18 protein-coding genes and 1 tRNA gene are annotated in these 17,148 nt (G+C 56.4%); 11 read left to right on the top strand and 8 right to left on the bottom strand.

From position 1 onward, the window contains the following. From AAC620_RS09670 to AAC620_RS09680, 3 genes are read right to left on the bottom strand one after another with little or no spacing between them, the layout of a single operon-like run. Complete coding sequence (locus tag AAC620_RS09670) at positions 1 to 2,796, bottom strand: DUF4159 domain-containing protein (protein WP_340244585.1); 2,796 nt, start codon at positions 2,794 to 2,796, stop codon at positions 1 to 3. Further along, positions 2,793 to 3,689 (bottom strand): DUF58 domain-containing protein, encoded by an 897-nt coding sequence (locus tag AAC620_RS09675; RefSeq protein ID WP_340244587.1) that lies wholly within the window; start codon positions 3,687 to 3,689, stop codon positions 2,793 to 2,795. The genes AAC620_RS09670 and AAC620_RS09675 overlap by 4 nt, the downstream gene beginning before the upstream one ends. Then, a complete protein-coding gene (locus AAC620_RS09680; protein WP_340244589.1) occupies positions 3,690 to 4,691 on the bottom strand; it encodes an AAA family ATPase in 1,002 nt (333 codons plus the stop codon). It lies immediately after the preceding gene. 112 nt (positions 4,692 to 4,803) lie between these two features. Here AAC620_RS09680 and AAC620_RS09685 point away from each other — a divergent pair, with 112 nt between their 5' ends. After that, positions 4,804 to 5,370, top strand: coding sequence for a DUF1285 domain-containing protein (locus AAC620_RS09685; protein ID WP_340244591.1), 567 nt, complete (start codon positions 4,804 to 4,806; stop codon positions 5,368 to 5,370). An 86-nt stretch (positions 5,371 to 5,456) separates the two neighbouring features. On the opposite strand, the gene AAC620_RS09690 is transcribed toward AAC620_RS09685, so the two are convergent. Both AAC620_RS09690 and AAC620_RS09695 read right to left on the bottom strand, forming a co-directional pair. Continuing rightward, a tRNA-Arg gene (locus AAC620_RS09690) sits at positions 5,457 to 5,533 on the bottom strand. Between the two features lie 47 nt (positions 5,534 to 5,580). Further along, the gene (locus AAC620_RS09695) at positions 5,581 to 6,972 is read right to left on the bottom strand and encodes a sensor histidine kinase (RefSeq protein WP_340244593.1); all 1,392 of its coding nucleotides are present in this window, start codon (positions 6,970 to 6,972) and stop codon (positions 5,581 to 5,583) included. Between the two features lie 243 nt (positions 6,973 to 7,215). Between AAC620_RS09695 and rpmH the strand changes: the two genes are divergently transcribed. From rpmH to yidD, 3 genes are all read left to right on the top strand, one after another. After that, positions 7,216 to 7,353, top strand: a complete 138-nt coding sequence (rpmH, locus tag AAC620_RS09700; protein ID WP_317657449.1) for a 50S ribosomal protein L34 — start codon at positions 7,216 to 7,218, stop codon at positions 7,351 to 7,353. Positions 7,354 to 7,448: 95 nt separating this feature from the next. Continuing rightward, positions 7,449 to 7,808 carry a ribonuclease P protein component gene (gene rnpA, locus AAC620_RS09705; RefSeq protein WP_340244596.1) on the top strand — a complete coding sequence of 120 codons (360 nt, stop codon included), beginning with the start codon at positions 7,449 to 7,451 and terminating at the stop codon, positions 7,806 to 7,808. Next, positions 7,809 to 8,057: a membrane protein insertion efficiency factor YidD gene (gene yidD / locus AAC620_RS09710; protein WP_317657447.1), complete on the top strand. Its 249-nt coding sequence runs from the start codon at positions 7,809 to 7,811 to the stop codon at positions 8,055 to 8,057. On the opposite strand, the gene AAC620_RS09715 is transcribed toward yidD, so the two are convergent. Continuing rightward, positions 8,039 to 8,563 carry a DUF3833 domain-containing protein gene (locus AAC620_RS09715; RefSeq protein ID WP_340244598.1) on the bottom strand — a complete coding sequence of 175 codons (525 nt, stop codon included), beginning with the start codon at positions 8,561 to 8,563 and terminating at the stop codon, positions 8,039 to 8,041. The two genes, yidD and AAC620_RS09715, sit on opposite strands and share 19 nt — an antisense overlap. Before the next feature lie 129 nt (positions 8,564 to 8,692). Here AAC620_RS09715 and ttcA point away from each other — a divergent pair, with 129 nt between their 5' ends. The 7 genes from ttcA to AAC620_RS09750 all read left to right on the top strand — a co-directional run bounded on the left by ttcA (position 8,693) and on the right by AAC620_RS09750 (position 15,012). Further along, positions 8,693 to 9,538, top strand: a complete 846-nt coding sequence (ttcA, locus tag AAC620_RS09720; RefSeq protein WP_317657451.1) for a tRNA 2-thiocytidine(32) synthetase TtcA — start codon at positions 8,693 to 8,695, stop codon at positions 9,536 to 9,538. 105 nt (positions 9,539 to 9,643) lie between these two features. Then, on the top strand, positions 9,644 to 11,467 hold the full coding sequence (gene yidC / locus AAC620_RS09725) for a membrane protein insertase YidC (protein ID WP_340244600.1): 1,824 nt from the start codon (positions 9,644 to 9,646) through the stop codon (positions 11,465 to 11,467). Beyond that, positions 11,464 to 12,210: an MOSC domain-containing protein gene (locus AAC620_RS09730; protein ID WP_340244602.1), complete on the top strand. Its 747-nt coding sequence runs from the start codon at positions 11,464 to 11,466 to the stop codon at positions 12,208 to 12,210. The genes yidC and AAC620_RS09730 overlap by 4 nt, the downstream gene beginning before the upstream one ends. Beyond that, positions 12,207 to 12,863 carry a ribosome biogenesis GTP-binding protein YihA/YsxC gene (gene yihA, locus AAC620_RS09735; protein ID WP_317657443.1) on the top strand — a complete coding sequence of 219 codons (657 nt, stop codon included), beginning with the start codon at positions 12,207 to 12,209 and terminating at the stop codon, positions 12,861 to 12,863. The genes AAC620_RS09730 and yihA overlap by 4 nt, the downstream gene beginning before the upstream one ends. Before the next feature lie 90 nt (positions 12,864 to 12,953). Further along, positions 12,954 to 13,817 (top strand): acetylglutamate kinase, encoded by an 864-nt coding sequence (gene argB, locus AAC620_RS09740; protein WP_340244606.1) that lies wholly within the window; start codon positions 12,954 to 12,956, stop codon positions 13,815 to 13,817. A gap of 41 nt (positions 13,818 to 13,858) precedes the next feature. Next, a complete protein-coding gene (locus AAC620_RS09745) occupies positions 13,859 to 14,509 on the top strand; it encodes a ferredoxin (RefSeq protein WP_340244607.1) in 651 nt (216 codons plus the stop codon). After that, a complete protein-coding gene (locus AAC620_RS09750) occupies positions 14,506 to 15,012 on the top strand; it encodes a SixA phosphatase family protein (protein ID WP_340244608.1) in 507 nt (168 codons plus the stop codon). Before AAC620_RS09745 ends, AAC620_RS09750 begins: the two co-directional genes overlap by 4 nt. 6 nt (positions 15,013 to 15,018) lie before the next feature. Here the strand turns inward: AAC620_RS09750 and AAC620_RS09755 are convergent, their stop codons facing one another. Then, positions 15,019 to 15,819, bottom strand: coding sequence for an amino acid ABC transporter ATP-binding protein (locus AAC620_RS09755; RefSeq protein ID WP_317657439.1), 801 nt, complete (start codon positions 15,817 to 15,819; stop codon positions 15,019 to 15,021). Positions 15,820 to 15,831: 12 nt separating this feature from the next. Continuing rightward, entirely contained in the window at positions 15,832 to 17,148 is a 1,317-nt protein-coding gene (locus tag AAC620_RS09760; protein WP_340244610.1) for an amino acid ABC transporter permease, read from the bottom strand.

Consider the following 17,148-nt stretch of genomic DNA (forward strand, 5'->3'; position numbering starts at 1 on the left):
TTAATTCCCCAATCTTTGCAGCAAGGCTGGCACATGGACTTGGTCGGATTTGTAATTTCCTGACAAGACATGCATGACAAGATTGACCCCAAACCGCAGCGCAATTTCGCGTTGCCGTTCACCGGCATATCCGCGCCCAATGGGCAAGAGTGGGCGACCTGCCCCATCGACCGCCCATGCCGCAGCCCAGTCATTGCCACCAATAATCACGGGGCTCACCCCATCATTGAGCGCGCGAAAGGGCATGCCCTCGGCAGGGTCAGGTTCGGGTGGGGCCGCCTCAACCCAAATATCGCGCGATGTATAGCGCCCTGGGAAATCGGCCAATAAATAGAAGGCGCGGGTCAAAACATGATCCTCTGGGATTGGCGCGAGGGGCGGAATGTCTAAGCCCTGCGCCAAATCCTGCAAACGGCGTGCAGCGGGCGTTGCGCCACCAATGCCGCCAAGATCCCCATCTCTTGTATCGAAAACAATCATGCCCCCACCGCGCAAATAGGCATTGAGGCGCTGATAAACATCATCAGAAGGGCGGTTTTGGCCTTCTGTCACGGGCCAATACAGGAGCGGGAAAAACGCCAACTCATCGCGCGTCAACTCCACACCTACGGGTGGGCTCGGCTCAATCGTGGTGCGCGCCCAAAGCGTATCGGACAAACCCTGAAGCCCTGCGCGCGAAATCTCGTCCACCGCATCATCGCCCGTAACGACATATGCTAAGCGCAAATCTTCGGTAGCCATCAGGCCAAACATGTCTTCGGGCGTTAGGGTTTGCGCGTCACTGGGTGCAAAGGGCGCCATCAAGACCACCGCAAAAAGCGCGGCTTTGGCCCGCACAGGCAGCCGCCCCGTAACAGCCAAGCTGCCAATCATATCTGCGGCAAGCGCAATCAGCGCCAACAGGAACAACCAAGGCGCAAGGGGCGTTGGTGGGGCGCTCAGCCCCCGTATGACCGACACATTTTCAGGCCAATCTGCCAAGGTCAGATCCTGCGCAGATTTAATCACATTTAGCGCCACGCGACCCGTGGTGGTCTGATACAGGCCTGGCGGCATATCGGCCGATAGTGCCCCGCTTTGCAAATCTTCACCTGCAACTGTGATTTCGCCCTGCGCATCATAAAGCGCACCAAACCCGTCCAACACTTGCGCGGAAACAAAGCTAAGCCCTGTGTAATCTTTGCCCTCCGCGCTGATCGGGCGGGTAGAGACTGAGAGCCGTTCCAACATCTGCACAAACAGACCCGACAGAGGCAGGTTTGACCATTCTGCATTGGCGGTCACATGGAACAAGACGACACGCCCTGCCCCCCGTGTCATTTGCGTGACCAATGGCGTGCCATCTTCCAAGGCGGCCAAACTGCGCGCCGCCAAATCTGGGCCTGGCTGCGCCAAAACCTGTTGGCTGACCGTAACCTCATCAGGAATGGCCAGGCCAAAAAAGGGGGATGTCTCTGGGAAAGGGTTTAGCTTGCGCGGATCGGCCCATGACATCGCCCCGCCCAAAGCACGCCCACCTTGGCGCAGTTGCACGGGCATCAATGCGTCGGCTTGCATCTCGGCAGGTGACAATGCGGCCATTCGTGGCCCAGGAAAGCGCAGTAACAGGCCGCCTTGTTCCACCCATGCCGTCAAATCAGATTGTTCTGTTTCAGGCAAACGGGTCACATCAACCAAAATGATCACATCAGGATTTGCGGGCAAAATCTCGGCCAAACCGCCCTCGATAAGATCGACATTCGGGGACAGCGCCTCGCGCAGATAATGGAAGGGGGAAAGTAAGGCCTGCCCCTCCTGAGGGGCATTTGACGCAACCAACCCGATCTCGCGCCGTGCGAGACTGTCATCAATCAATAAACGCGCAGCCGCCTGCGGTTGTCCCGCCACCTCAAAGCGGGTCAGGCGATTGCGCAATTCGGGCGGCAGGGTAAGGGCAAGGTTGGCCTCTACAGCCCCCTCTTCAAAGACCGCTTCAGCCTCAACCAACACGCGCGGCACGCCTGATGGATCAGGCCCAAACCCTTGCACGATATAACGCGCCGTTGGCAACGCGGGCCATTGCGCGCGCAAGAGCCTGAGTGTGACACCATCCCCGCCTTGCTCAAGCGGGGCAAGGGCGACCATCCGCAAAAGATTGTCACCCGTTTCGATCACGCGCAGCCGCGCCGCCCGCGCCGCCAAAAGCTCAGCTAAGCCCGCGCGTTCACTGCCATGCGCCAAGCCGTCTGAAAACCAAAGCCCGTCAAAGAGGATGGATTGCTCTGCGAACCAATCTGACCAAGCGGCATAATCGGGCGCGAAGGGTGCGGGACGCATCGCAGACAACCGCATGATTTGCTCATCCCCAGAGGTCAGCAGCGCCTCAAGCGAAGCCTGAGGCTGCTCCGTCAGGCTAATGACGACAGCAGCACGCCCATCGCGGATGGCGGCGCGCAAATTGGCCTCGATGGCCTGTTGTTCTGCAGACCAATCAAGCGCGCTTGCCCAACCCCCATCGCGCAAAATCACCAAAGGAGCTTGTGGCGTTTCATCCCCCTCAGACGGAGGCGGGTTCACCACGGGGCCAGACAACGCCAAGATTAAAAACCCTGCCGCCATAAGGCGTAGCATCAACAGCCACCACGGGGTTTTGGCACTGTCATTTTCTTTATCGGTCAATCCCAGCAAAAAGATCAGCGCGGGGAAGTAAACGCGCCTTGGCTGCGGCGGCACAACGCGCAACAGCCACCAAAGGGCGGGCAACACCGCCAAAGCCGCCAAGACCCATGCCGCCGAAAATCCAAGCGCCCCAATCATTGCCGCGCCTCTGACAAAGCCTGATAGAGAGACATCAACGCCACACTGGCAGGGTGGTCGGTTACATGAGTGAAGAAGGGCCATCCATGGCGCTGTGCCACGGTCATCAGATTGGCACGATGGGCGTCTAACCGCGCTTGATACTTATCACGCAATGCATCTGCCGCTTGCGTCTCGAACTCGGGCCCTGCGGGATGATCTTGGAACAAAACACGCCCCGCAAAAGGGAAGGCCATTTCAGCGGGATCCATAAGATGAAGAATGACCCCGCGCGCGCGCGCCTCGGTCGCCTTGCGCAGAACCATGGCCAATTCATCCGTCCCCCGCAGAAAATCGGACAGGATCACGATCTTTGCGCCTTTGGGTATAGTCTGCGCCGTGACCGTGCCTGATTTTGGGGCAAGCAAATCGCGCGCCAAAGCTTCGCGCTGTGTGACCCCTGCACGCGGCGGGGTCTGGCTATTTAACCACCCGACCCGTTCACCCGCGCGCAACACCAATTCGGCCAAGGCCAACGCAATCACATCCGCGCGCATCCGTTTTTGCGCCATTGGATCCGAGAGAGAGCTATACCGCATAGACGCTGCAGGGTCAGACCATATCAGTAGGCTTTGCGCAGCCTGCCATTCGGTTTGGCGGGCGTAATATCCATCCCCTCGCCCCGACCTGCGCCAATCAATCGCTGTGGCGCTGTCCCCTGCTTGGACATGTCGATATTGCCAAAACTCATCCCCCCCGCCTGCGCGGCGGCGGCCATGATCCCCCAAATGCAGGCTGGACGCCAAATGCTCTGCAGCAACCAACAACGCGGGCAAACGTGCCGCATGGGCAGCCGCATCAGCGCGGAGGCGCAAGAGATCGGTTGGATCACTATGCGAGGCGCGCGGGGGCATTTAGGCTGCGTGATCCAAAACAAGATCAATTTCGCGGGCCAAGAGAGCGGCCAGATCATGGCCTTGGGCCCGCGCGGCAAAACCAAGCGCCATGCGGTGGATCAAAACCGCAGGGGCCATAGCGCGAATATCCTCGACAGAAGGCGCATATCGCCCCTCCATCAACGCCCGTGCGCGCACCGAAACCATCAAGGCCTGCGCAGCACGCGGCCCCGCACCCCAAGCCAAATGCGCCGCGATCCGCGCGGGATCAGCCGCAGGGTCAGGGCGACATCCGCGCACCAGATCAAGGATCATGTCACAAATCCGATCCCCTACGGGCATGTGGCGCACCAAATTTTGTGCCGCAATCAAATCGGCTTCGGCAAAAACTTGCGCTGTTGCCGCCTCACTTGGGCCCGTTGTCGCAATCAATATGTCCCGCTCCGCCGCGCGATCAGGATAGGTCACATCAATGCGCAACAAAAAGCGATCAAGCTGCGCCTCAGGCAATGGATATGTGCCCTCTTGTTCAATCGGGTTCTGCGTGGCCAGAACCAAAAATGGGGCGGGCAATGGGCGTGCAGCACCTGCGATTGTGACCTCTCGCTCCTGCATCGCTTGCAGGAGGGCGCTTTGCGTGCGCGGGCTGGCGCGGTTGATCTCATCGGCCATCAACAGCTGACAAAATACAGGCCCCTCCAAAAAGCGAAAGCTGCGCTGCCCATCGGGGCCTGTATCCAAAACTTCGGACCCCAGAATATCGGCGGGCATCAGGTCAGGGGTAAATTGCACCCGATTGGCACGCAGACCCATGACTTGGGCCATCGTGTCGACAAGCCGTGTTTTCCCCAAACCCGGCAACCCCATCAGCAGGGCATGGCCGTTTGACAACATCGCCGCCAAAGCCAGACTGACCACTTGATCTTGACCGATAATGCGTTTGGAAATTTCTGCCCGCGCCTGACCAAGCTGCGCACCAAGCCGATCAATCTCGGATGTCAGGTTTTCAAGCTCAGCCATAGAAATGCTCCGCATAATGATTATGTTGGGGTCGTAACCTGTTCGCTAGTAAATCTAACTATGGCGCCGACCACAAATGGCAAAAGCCCATAGGAGACAAAACATCGTGACCATGACGCCTGAATCCCTATTGGCCGCCGCGACCAATGCGCAAAAGCAAGGCAAACTGCCCCCTGTTGATCAATGGAACCCACCTTTTTGCGGCGATATCGACATGGAAATTCGGCGTGACGGGACATGGTTTTACAACGGCACCCCGATTGGGCGACCGCGCATGGTGCGCCTGTTTTCAACGATTCTGAAACGGGAAGGGGATAAATATTTCCTCGTGACCCCCGTAGAAAAGGTGGGGATCCGGGTCGAAGATGCCCCGTTCGTAGCGCAGGATTTTATTGTGAGAGGCGAGGGCGCGGCGCAAGAGGTGCAATTCACAACCAATGTGGGCGACACCGTCAGCGCCAGCGCCCAAAGCCCCATTCGCCTCACACGCAGCGCAGATGGGGAACCTTCGCCTTACGTTATGGTGCGCCGCGGCCTTGAGGCGCTTATCGATCGCAAGAGCTTTTATCGGCTTGTCGATCTTGGCGTGGCGCATAACACGAGCGGTGCAGACTGGTTTGGCGTTTGGTCTTGCGGGACATTCTTTCCCTTTATTCCTGTCGCAGAACTCACAACCTAAGCCAAAGCTCTATTGGCGTCATGCCACTGAAACTCAAGCGCAGAGGCGAGACACCACGGACAAACGCACCTAAAATGTAAGGAAAATGGCGCGCTGGGGAGGATTCGAACCCCCGACCCCTTGATTCGTAGTCAAGTACTCTATCCAACTGAGCTACCAGCGCGTGGAGGTGGCTCTTAACGCCCATGTCACCGCAGCGCAAGGGCGAATTCACCCCAAAGGTTGCGAGGGCAGCCAAATTCTAAATTCAGTTCCCTCAGAGGTGCTGCATTCTAAAGTCAGCGCGCCACCATGCCCGCGCACCAATTCCGCCGCTATGGCAAGGCCAAGACCCGAGCCACCTTTGCGCGCGCCGCCTTGGAAAGGTTTGAACAAATGTTCTAGCGCCTTTTCTGGCAGTCCCGGCCCCGTGTCGCGAATACGAATTTCCCACCCGTCTTCATTTGGCGCAGCTTGGGCCGAGATACGGATCACGCCTACCCCCCCTTGTGCTGCAATGGCCTGCCTTGCGTTGCGGATCAGGTTGCTCAACACGCGGAAAATCTGTTCAGCATCACAGCGCAGGGTCAAACCTGTTTCAACACAGACATCGAATTCAATCGCCTCGGCATCTGGCCCAAGCGATTCACTTTCGACCACATCGCGCAGCAGCCCCGCTGCATCTACCCGCGCCAAGGCAGGCGGTGGCTCTTGCGCACGACCAAAGGCCAAGGTGCCTTCGCAAAGATTGACCGCCCGTGACAAAGATTGCAGCAACTTTGGTGAGGTGCGCTGCACGGCAGGATCATCGCTGCCCTCCAAACGATCTGCCATCAGACTGGCTGTGGTCAGGATATTTCGCAAATCATGGCTGATTTTGGCCACAGCCGCGCCCATCTGCGCAAGATGATCCTTCTGCTTCAGGGCGGCGGTCAATTGGGTCTGCATCTTGTTCAAAGCGACCTCGGCATCCCGCAACTCATGCAAGCCCGCGCTTGGCGTTATGATGCGGCGGGCATCTTCGGGGGCATCCGCATAGGCGCGCACCTGCCCGACCACGCGGTTCATCGGTGTCACAAGGAAATACCGCACAGAGAAAAATAAAAGCGCCGCCGTGAAGGCAGAAATCACCGCCGACAGGGCAAGGATCCGTAGGCCAAACTCGACCATCGCGGCGCGTAAGGGGGCGCTGTGCATGGTCACCTCGATCTCAAGGCCCGCATCGCGCACAGGCGCGCCAATCACGCGGATTGTGCGATCCGTTTGATCCCAAAGCTGCATCATGGCATCGCGGATCAAACCCAAGGATGGAGGATTGCGCAGATCATAGGTGGTGGCCACAGGTGGGATTTGCGGCGCAGCGAGCACCAGTTCCCGCACCGCGTCCCGCCGCAACACAACGTTTAAAACATCTGCATTGCGCAGCAATTCATCCTCAAGCGCAGGATCAACCATCCCATCATTCGCCAAAAGGGCCAGTGACGCAATTTGCGCCCTCTCAAGGCGCGACAAAAGATAATCTTCACGGAATCGGGCCACCGATGGCACGAAGATCAAAACCTCTGCCAACATTACGAAGCACAGGGTCAAAATCAAAAATCGTCCCGAGAGTGTGTTAAACACGAAACCTTCCCCGCATACCCTCAGCCACATAGATAGTTGTTTTATTGTGGAATTGTAACGCCCCGCGCATATGTTGCGCGATTCTATGCCCATCACAATAAACTTGAGTTAGGTTGCATTTTACCGCGCGCATTTATTGACACGCCGCTTTGCTTTGCGTATGCCGCAGGCCTTATACGGATTCTTTTGGTCGTGTGACTTGCGCGCGTAGGCGCGCGCCGACCAGCAAACTGGAGCAAGCCGATGTCAAAACGGACTTTTCAGCCTTCAAACCTCGTGCGCAAGCGCCGTCATGGCTTCCGCGCACGCATGGCGACCAAAGCAGGCCGCAAGGTTTTGAACGCGCGCCGCGCGCGTGGCCGCAAATCTCTGAGCGCATAAGCGTTTCTCAGGCTTTGAGGGGCAACCCTCAACGCGCCCCTGCCGAGATTTCGTCAGGGGCTTTTTGCATTTGAACGCCAAATCGGGCTTGAATCATGGAAACCTTGCGCAAACGTGCCGATTTCTTACGGGCTGCCAAAGCGGCCCGTGCGCCTGCGCCTGCCTTCTTGCTTCAGGCGCGCAAGCGTGATGCGGGTGAGGGCGCGGATCCAAAGGTGATCCGCGTTGGCTATACCTGCTCCAAAAAGATCGGCAATGCGGTGGCGCGTAACCGCGCAAAGCGCCGCTTGCGTGAAATTGCGCGCGACACACTGGCCCTGCATGGGCAAGCGGGGTGGGACTATGTGTTGGTAGGCCGCCCCGAAGTCACCTTGTTGCATCCTTTTGCGCAAATGCAGGTAGAGTTGGTCGCAGCCTTATCCCGCATCCACGCGTCGCGAAAGCGGGGGGCGTAGATGCGCATCTTGGCATGGATCCTATCTTTGCCCATTCGGGCTTATCGGCTGATTTTCAGCCCATGGGTGGGGTTTAACTGCCGCTATCAGCCAACCTGCAGCGCCTATGCGCTTGAGGCGCTTGAGCGACATGGGCCGATCAAAGGCAGCTATCTTTTGCTGCGCCGCATTGGACGCTGCCACCCTCTTGGCGGATCAGGTTACGACCCAGTGCCACCAAAGGGCGGAGATCAAACCCGTTCGAAATAAATGATGACCTCGCCGATGGTCACGCCAAAGCGCTTCATATAGGCACGGTTGAGCAATCGGTCATCACTCAAGAGCCACATCCAGTCATCAAAGCTGACCCGCAGGGTTTCACCCTGCCCCACTGGCAGGTCAATCGTGTAGGCCCAATTAAAGACATCTCCACGCTCCTCGCCCGTTGCGATGCCGATCACCCCGTCAGCCGTTCCTTGCCATCGTTGTTCATCCAGCTTTTCCAAGAGCCAAATACGCTGTTCGGTGCTGCCATCCTCATAAACGAAATCTTCGACCAAACGCAGGGTTTCTCCATCCCATGTCCCGTTGATCTTCACCTCAAAGCGGCGGCGCACCTCGCCCAAGACATCCTGAAACTGACCATAGGCCACAAGATCACCTTGAAAGAACTCTTCTAGATTCAAGTTGCGGGTGCTGAGATTTGGATCATCAAGCGCAGGTTTACCCGTGCAGGCCGCCAACATCAAAAGCGCCGCCACTGCCAATTTTTTCATGATGCCCCATCCATATCTGCCTATTTGCGAAGCTAGCGCAAACGAGCAGAAAGCAAGTTTACTTGACGTTTCTGCCTTGCCTCGCCTATGGCAGGCACATCAAAACTGCGTGAAGATGAAGGCCGCACCATGTTGGACGATGCAGAGGATATCCACCCGCTCTTTCACGGCGCGCCCTCAAGCACCGAATTTAAGAAACTGCGCAAGCGGATCATCCGTGAAACCCGCGAAGCGATTGACCGCTACGGCATGATCGAGCGCGGCGCGAAATGGTTGGTCTGTCTGTCGGGCGGCAAAGACAGTTACACGCTTTTGGCAGCCTTGACCGAATTGCAGTGGCGCGGCGTGCTGCCCGTAGAGATTTTGGCCTGCAACTTAGATCAGGGCCAACCTGGATTTCCTGCAACGGTGTTGCCAGAGTTTCTCACAAAGATGGGCGTGCCGCATCGGATTGAATATCAAGACACCTATTCAATTGTGATGGATAAAGTGCCGCAAGGCCGCACCTATTGCGCGCTGTGTTCACGATTGCGCCGTGGCAATTTATATCGCATTGCCCGCGAAGAAGGGTGTTCGGCGGTGGTTTTGGGCCACCACCGCGATGACATTCTGGAAACATTTTTCCTCAATCTGTTTCACGGCGGCAAACTGGCCTCGATGCCACCCAAGCTTTTGAATGATGAAGGGGATCTTTTTGTCTATCGTCCGCTGGCCCATGTCAGCGAAGCGGATTGTGAAACCTTCGCCCGCGCGATGAACTATCCCATCATTCCCTGTGATCTGTGCGGATCGCAAGACGGGTTACAACGCCAAGCCATCAAACGCCTCTTGGATGAGTGGGAAGCCCGCGCACCTGGGCGGCGGCAAAAGATTTTTTCGGCCTTAATGAATGCGCGCCCATCGCATCTGCTTGACCCTGAATTATTTGATTTCATCGGCCTGACGCGGCGCGCCGAAAATACGGGACAAGACTAGGCCAGATTGGCGCAGTTCTCGCGATATTCGGCGCAAACCCCTTGACCTTTGCGCCGCTAGCCTATTGAACCCGACTGTCAATAAATCATAGGGCATAGCGCGATCATGGAAGATCAGAACAAGAACCTGATCCTGGCCACGGCCTTGAGCTTTCTCGTCATTTTGGTGTGGTTTCTTCTGTTTCCCCCCGAAGACCCACAGGTAACGCAAACGGACGCGGCAGTCGCATCCGATACGACCGCGCCCGCAGATGCCATTCTGCCGCCGAACGCAGGGTCAAGCGACCCCGTTCTGATCGGTGCGGAAGAGACACGCGCCGTGGCTTTATCCTCCTCGGCACGCGTGGCGATTGAAACCGATGAATTGCTCGGCTCAATCTCACTCTTGGGTGGGCGGATTGATGACCTATCCCTGAAAAACTACCGTGAAACGATTGATGAAGACGCAAATATCGTGCGCCTTCTGTCGCCAGTTGGCGGCCCAAATGCCTATTACGCCCTTTATGGATGGGCGCCCGGTGGCGCGCTTGATTTTGACCAAGTGCCTGGCCCCAACAGCGAATGGCGTTTGGTCGAGGGCGAAACCCTAACGACCACGACCCCCGTTACCCTTGAATGGGATAATGGCAACGGCCTGATTTTCAATCGCGTGATCTCGGTTGATGAGAATTTCATTTTCTCTGTAACGCAATCTGTGCGCAACACCACGGGCGCGCCTGTGCGCTTGGCCCCTTACGGTATCGTGGCCCGCCATGGCCTACCCGCAGATTTGCAGAATTTCTTCATCCTTCACGAAGGTGTTGTTCGTAAAGCAGACGGCACTTTGGACGAGATCGGTTATGAAAACGTCACCGAATTCGATGTCATGCCCAGCGAAGGCGCGGCGGCAGAATTGGTGGATGTTGCCGAAAACGGCTGGATCGGTTTTACCGATAAATATTGGATGACCACCTTGATCCCCGGCGCGGGTCAGCCCTTTGTGGCCGCAACGCGCCACGTGGCGGGGGCGGATATCTATCAAACAGAAGCGCGGATGCCCGCAGTTGATGTTGCTGCTGGGGCAACGGCCGAAGTCACCACCATGCTCTTTGCAGGGGCGAAGGAATGGGAAACCATCCGCAACTATCAAGACGCAGGCGGGATTGATCGCTTTCTCGACTCGATTGACTGGGGTTGGTTCTATTTCATCACCAAGCCGATGTTCTGGCTGCTGCACAATCTGAATGTGATGATTGGCAATATGGGTCTTGCGATTATTGCGCTGACCTTCATCGTCAAGGCTGTCTTATTCCCGCTTGCTTATAAATCCTATGCCTCCATGGCGCGGATGAAAGAGCTTCAACCAGAGATGGAGAAGCTGAAAGAGCGCGCAGGTGATGACCGCGAAGCCATGCAAAAAGGCATGATGGAGCTGTATAAGAAGAACAAGGTGAACCCCGCTTCGGGCTGCTTGCCGATTTTGCTGCAAATCCCGATTTTCTTCTCGCTCTATAAGGTGATTTTCGTGACGCTAGAATTGCGCCACGCACCGTTCTTTGGCTGGATTCGGGATCTATCCGCGCCTGATACAACCTCGATCTTCAACCTGTTCGGCCTGTTCCCATGGCCAGCGCCAGAGCCAGGCACGATGCTTGCGCTGATCTTTATCGGGGTTCTGCCCATCCTTTTGGGCATCTCGATGTGGTTGCAGCAAAAGCTGAATCCAGCGCCCACTGACCCAACACAGGCCGCGATTTTCGCGTGGCTGCCCTTTATCTTTATGTTCATGTTGGGCCATTTCGCGACAGGCTTGTTGATTTACTGGATCGTGAACAACACCCTGACCTTTGCGCAGCAATACACGATCATGCGTCACCAAGGGTATAAGCCCGATCTGTTTGGCAATATCCGCGCAAGTTTCAAACGCGGCGGCGCAAAGAACGCTAAGTGAGCATCACACTCGACCAGATATGGCGACACCCGATTAAGGGTATTGGCGCAGAACGTATTTCGGGGGCCTTTATGGCCCCCGATTGCGCTTTGCCGCTTGATCGTGCCTATGCGGTGATTGAAGCGGGGGCTGACCCCTTGCAGGGGCAATGGCAGCCCTGCCGAAATTTCTTGCGCGGCGCAAAGGCCCCTCAGCTTATGGCCATCACGGCTTGCTGTTTCGACAATGGCACAATCCGCCTGTCGCACCCTGATTTGCCAGATCACATATTCGACCCAAAAGGCGACCACAGCGATTTGATTGCATGGCTAGGGGCAATTTATCCGCCCGAGCGACCCGCCCCCATGGCGGTGGTCGCAGCGCCTAAATCAGGCATGACCGATGCGAATTTTGCCTCAATCTCAATTCTAAATCTTGCCTCGCTGCGCGCCTTAGAGGCGCGGGCCGATATGCCATTGGATCCGCGCCGCTTTCGTGGGAATCTTTGGCTTGAGGGTCTAGCCCCTTGGGAAGAGCTTGACCTGATTGGGGCGACCCTCGTGATTGGCGAGGCCCGCCTAAAAATCGTAGAACCAATAACCCGTTGTCGTGCAACTGAAGCAAATCCTGACACAGGGGTAAGGGATGTGCCAACTCTGCAAATATTGCAAAGCGGTTGGGATCACAGCGAATTTGGCGTATACGCAGAAACCAGCCAAGCAGGGCATATCGCCCAAGGGGATAAAGTGGAGATTATCTGGTGAGTGCAGCCCTGCCTTTCCCGCTGGCCGAAGATGCCGATGAGATCAGCCTTGAGAAGGGGCGGCTGCTGTTTGCGCGCGGTGCAGATTTTGTCAAAGGCGTTGTTGCCATGGATGGCCTGCCCCCAGCAGATCGGCTTGAAATATGCTTTGCTGGGCGCTCGAATGTTGGGAAATCTTCGCTGATCAATGCGCTGACTGGGCGTAAAAACTTGGCACGGGCCTCAAACACACCCGGACGGACACAAGAGATCAACTTCTTCACACTTGGCGAGAGCCATTATGTGGTCGACTTGCCGGGCTATGGCTATGCAGAAGCGCCTGTTGCGGTGGTCGAGAAATGGCAGAAATTGCTCAAGGCCTATCTGTCAGGCCGCGTCTCATTGCGCCGCGCTTTCGTGCTTATCGACACACGGCATGGGATCAAGGCGGTTGATGACGAGATCATGACCCTGCTTGATCAATCAGCTGTGACCTTTCAGGTCGTGATGACCAAAGCCGACAAGGTAAAAGAAGCTGAACGCGATAAAATTTTGGCCCAAGTGCGCAAGGCGCTGTCAAAACACCCCGCCGCCTATCCCGAGCTCTTGATGACCTCGTCAGAAAAAGGTTGGGGTATTGAAAACCTTCGGGCCTTGATCGCAGGGCTTGCTTGAGAACAGCCACCTTCACAGCCAAGCCTTCCTGCCTTATGGAAGGAGTCTAGCGCGCCCAATATGGCGCGGGATCAGTTTGGAACGCCAAAGATGAAGAAGCAGACAGCCAAAATGCGTGATTTTCTCTCGACCGCCCGCACCTTGAACGAAGCCCTGCCTTACTTGCAGCGCTATCACGGAGCGATTGTGGTGATCAAATTGGGCGGTCATGCGATGGGATCGGATGAGGGAATGGCCTCATTCGCGCGCGATGTGATGCTGATGCGCACTGTTGGGGTGAACCCTGTGGTGGTGCATGGCGGCGGGCCAATGATCAATGAGATGCTAGAAAAACTTGGCGTGACCTCCACCTTCACGCGCGGCAAGCGGGTCACGGATGCCGCCACGATGGCTGTTGTGGAAATGGTTCTGTCGGGTCAGGTTAATAAGCGGATCGTGCAAGCGATCAACGCCGAAGGCGGGCGCGCAGTTGGTCTGTCGGGCAAAGATGCCTCGATGATCACCTGCACAATGGCCGACCCCGAACTTGGCTTTGTCGGCGAACCCAGTGAGGTAGACACGACCCTTCTGCGGCAACTCTTTGAGGCCGAGATGATCCCTGTGATTGCCCCCATTGGTGCAGATCGTGATGGTCACAGCTATAATATCAATGGCGACACCGCAGCGGGGGCTATTGCCGCCGCCCTGAAGGCAGATCGCCTGCTGCTTTTGACCGATGTGTCGGGCGTCAAAAATGCCGATGGCGAAGTGGTAACCGAATTGAGCGCCGCAGATGTTGAGGCCATGACCGAAAGCGGGGTCATCGCAGGCGGCATGATCCCCAAAACCGAAACGGCCCTGTCAGCTGTGCGCGCAGGCGTGCGCGCTGCCGTTATTTTGGACGGGCGCGCGCCCAATGCCTGCCTTTTGGAATTGTTCACGGATCACGGGGCAGGATCAATCATCCGCGCCTAGTTTCGCTTGCGCAGCGCAGAGCAATCAGCGCAGGCTAAAGAATGAACCTAACCGACCTTTCACAAGGCGCGCATGCGCGGCACCTTCGCATTTTGGGGCATTTTGCCCCAGAGGACAGTCATGGCCTAGGCCAAGAGGTAAAAACCGTGGTGCTTTTGGGGCCTGATGAGCCTCAGTTTTGGTCTGCGTTTGAAGGCAGCCCCGAATATCGTGATGGCGCCCCTGACCCGATGGATCGCTGGTCTGCGCGGGTCATCGGTGACTGGGCCCGCGAGATTGGGGGGGAAGCCTATTTTCCCTTTGGTGGCCCACCCTATGCACCATTTTACCAATGGGCTTTGGCGACAGGTGCGGTATGGCCTAGCCCAATAAGGCTGCTCATCCATGCGCAATCGGGATTGTTTGTTTCCTTTCGCGGCGCACTTGGCTTGCCCTATGCAGTGCCTCAAGCGCCTGCCCAAGACCGCCCATGCGACAGCTGCACGCACCAACCCTGCCGCAGCGCGTGCCCTGTCGCAGCCTTTGACAGATCGGGCTATGATACGATCCGATGCCACGACCATCTGAACACAATGGCGGGGGCCGATTGCATGACCAAGGGCTGCAGGGCGCGGCGCGCCTGCCCGATCTCACAAAACTTTGGACGCGTTGAGGCGCAATCACATTTCCACATGCGGAGCTTTCACCCATGACCCTGACGTTGATCTTAATCCGCCATGCAAAATCAGATTGGGGCGATGCTGGGTTGGATGACCATGACCGCCCCCTCAATGCCCGCGGAATAGAGGATGCACCGCGCGTTGGAACATGGCTTGAGGCGCAGGGGTATCGGCCTGATCATGTGCTTTGCTCGACCGCAACCCGTGCTGTCGATACATGGGCGGCGATTTCCCGATCCTTTAGCGGTGCGGAAATCGAAGTTTCTTATACACGCGCGCTCTATCTCGCTATGCCGCCTGATATGCTGAATGTCATCAGGGCCAGTGAGGGCCACACATTGGCCGTCATCGGGCATAATCCCGGTATTGGTAGCTTGGCGCGCTCGCTGGTGGCGACACAGCCCCAACACGAGAAATTCACCCGCTACCCTACAGCCGCGACCTTGGCCGTGGACTTTAACGCAACATCTTGGGCCAACATAGAAATAGGCGCGGGGGTTGCCCGCGCCTTTATCACACCGCGTGACTTGCCCTAAGCGGGATCAGTGACCCAAGATTTGGCTCAAGAACAGCTTGGTGCGGTCATTTTGCGGGTTGGTGAAGAACGGCTCAGGCTCGTTTTGCTCAACAATCTGGCCTGCATCCATAAAGATCACGCGATTGGCAACCTGACGGGCAAAGCCCATCTCATGGGTCACGCAGAGCATGGTCATACCTTCTTCAGCCAATTGGATCATCGTATCCAAAACTTCCTTGATCATCTCAGGGTCAAGTGCCGATGTCGGTTCGTCAAACAGCATGATACGCGGACGCATACAGAGGCTGCGCGCGATGGCCACACGCTGCTGCTGGCCCCCTGACAGCTGCCCTGGATATTTATGCGCTTGATCGGGGATTTTCACCTTCTCAAGGAAATACATTGCCGTTTCTTCGGCCTCTTTCTTGGGCGTCTTGCGCACCCAAATTGGGGCCAATGTGCAGTTTTCCAAAATGGTCAAATGCGGAAACAGGTTGAAATGCTGAAAGCACATCCCGACCTCGGAACGGATTTTGTCAATGTTCTTAAGGTCATTTGACAGCAATGTGCCATCCACAGTGATGGAGCCCTTTTGATGCTCCTCCAATGCATTAATGCAGCGGATCAGCGTAGATTTCCCCGAGCCAGATGGCCCACAGATGACGATACGTTCGCCGCGGTTCACAGTGAGGTTGATGTCCCGCAAAACATGGAACGAACCATACCATTTGTTCATATCGCGAATTTCAACCGCCACCTCATCGGTGACTTTCATCTGCGAACGGTTGATCTCACGATCTTGGATGGAGGGGGTGGCTTCACTCATATCGGCCTCTCCTTAATGACGATCTGTTGCGAGCTTGCGCTCAAGATATTGCGAATAGCGGGACATCGCGTAGCAAAACACAAAGAAGCAAAGCCCGATGAAGATGAACAATTCCCAGTAAATCCCGTTCCATTCGGTCGTAGCGCGGATCGCGTTAGACAGACCGATTGGGTCAAGCAGACCGATGAACACCACGAGGGTTGTGTCTTTGAACAAACCGATAAACGTGTTCACGATGCCCGGAATTGAGATTTTCAAAGCCTGAGGCAGGATGATCAAGCGCATGGATTGCCAGTAATCCAAGCCCAAACTATCTGCCCCCTCATATTGCCCACGAGGCAGAGCGGCCAAACCACCGCGCACAACCTCGGCCATATAGGCAGCGGCAAAGAGCGTGACCATGATAATCACGCGGAGCATCAGGTCAAAATTCGTTCCAGGCGGCAGGAAGTAGTTCAACAAAAGCGATGCCGTGAACAGCCACACAATCAACGGGACGCCACGGATCACCTCAATAAAGATCACCGAGAATTTGTTGATGATGAACAAATCAGACTGACGCCCAAGCGCCAGCAAAATCCCAAGCGGCAAAGACAGAACAATGCCCGTAATCCCTATGATCAGCGCCAACATGAACCCGCCGAAATCCTTGGATTGGATATTTTCAATTCCAATGGGCAAGATGCCATCGGCCAGTCCCGTTAGTGGGGCAACCCCAAAGCGCCAATAGATCAGCGGCACAAGGATGCTCGCCACGATGCCCGCTAAAGCCCCGAATTGCCGCGTGATCTGGCCATAGGCCAACCATGCCAAAACAAAGCCCAGAGCCGTCAGGATTGGCCCCCAAATCGACCCGCCCCATAACAGCCAGTAGCAAATGAAGGGCGACACGGCCGAGAAGATCGCCAATTTGCGGCCACCAAAGTTGAACATCACAGGCGCAACGGCGATGAAGAACACAATCAAAGCCACAACAGGGCGCCAATATGCATCGGCGGGGTAGAACCCAAATAGAAGTTGGTTCCAACGCTCGCTCAAGACGGCCCAACAGGCGACATTGCGACCATCGGCGTAAAGCGCGTCACGCACCTCACGGCATTCACTCAGTGAATTTGCAGTCCAAATGCCATAGGCGAACCATTGGAAAACATGGCTGACCACCCAATAAATCGCGACCAAAGACAGAATTGTTAGGATTGTATTGAGCGGCCCAGAGAACAGGTTTTCACGCACCCATTTTACCACGCCCGCCTCCGAGACAGGCGGGGCCTGCTCGGGCAGCATCTCGGTGCGCACATAAGAAACGGAGCTATTCGCAGAATTTGCCAT

Origin of the sequence: Roseobacter sp. HKCCA2468, assembly GCF_037805105.1 — a bacterium.
Lineage (GTDB): Bacteria > Pseudomonadota > Alphaproteobacteria > Rhodobacterales > Rhodobacteraceae > M30B80.

Bases quoted from the DNA above. Each gene is read 5' to 3' on its own strand.
- AAC620_RS09675 (WP_340244587.1), bottom strand. From the start codon at position 3,689: ATGCCCCCGCGCGCCTCGCATAGTGATCCAACCGATCTCTTGCGCCTC.
- AAC620_RS09750 (WP_340244608.1), top strand. From the start codon at position 14,506: ATGACCCTGACGTTGATCTTAATCCGCCATGCAAAATCAGATTGGGGC.
- argB (WP_340244606.1), top strand. From the start codon at position 12,954: ATGAAGAAGCAGACAGCCAAAATGCGTGATTTTCTCTCGACCGCCCGC.
- yidD (WP_317657447.1), top strand. From the start codon at position 7,809: ATGCGCATCTTGGCATGGATCCTATCTTTGCCCATTCGGGCTTATCGG.
- AAC620_RS09670 (WP_340244585.1), bottom strand. From the start codon at position 2,796: ATGATTGGGGCGCTTGGATTTTCGGCGGCATGGGTCTTGGCGGCTTTG.
- AAC620_RS09715 (WP_340244598.1), bottom strand. From the start codon at position 8,563: ATGAAAAAATTGGCAGTGGCGGCGCTTTTGATGTTGGCGGCCTGCACG.
- rpmH (WP_317657449.1), top strand. From the start codon at position 7,216: ATGTCAAAACGGACTTTTCAGCCTTCAAACCTCGTGCGCAAGCGCCGT.
- ttcA (WP_317657451.1), top strand. From the start codon at position 8,693: ATGTTGGACGATGCAGAGGATATCCACCCGCTCTTTCACGGCGCGCCC.
- AAC620_RS09745 (WP_340244607.1), top strand. From the start codon at position 13,859: ATGAACCTAACCGACCTTTCACAAGGCGCGCATGCGCGGCACCTTCGC.
- AAC620_RS09760 (WP_340244610.1), bottom strand. From the start codon at position 17,148: ATGGCAAATTCTGCGAATAGCTCCGTTTCTTATGTGCGCACCGAGATG.
- yidC (WP_340244600.1), top strand. From the start codon at position 9,644: ATGGAAGATCAGAACAAGAACCTGATCCTGGCCACGGCCTTGAGCTTT.
- AAC620_RS09685 (WP_340244591.1), top strand. From the start codon at position 4,804: ATGACGCCTGAATCCCTATTGGCCGCCGCGACCAATGCGCAAAAGCAA.
- rnpA (WP_340244596.1), top strand. From the start codon at position 7,449: ATGGAAACCTTGCGCAAACGTGCCGATTTCTTACGGGCTGCCAAAGCG.
- AAC620_RS09680 (WP_340244589.1), bottom strand. From the start codon at position 4,691: ATGGCTGAGCTTGAAAACCTGACATCCGAGATTGATCGGCTTGGTGCG.
- AAC620_RS09755 (WP_317657439.1), bottom strand. From the start codon at position 15,819: ATGAGTGAAGCCACCCCCTCCATCCAAGATCGTGAGATCAACCGTTCG.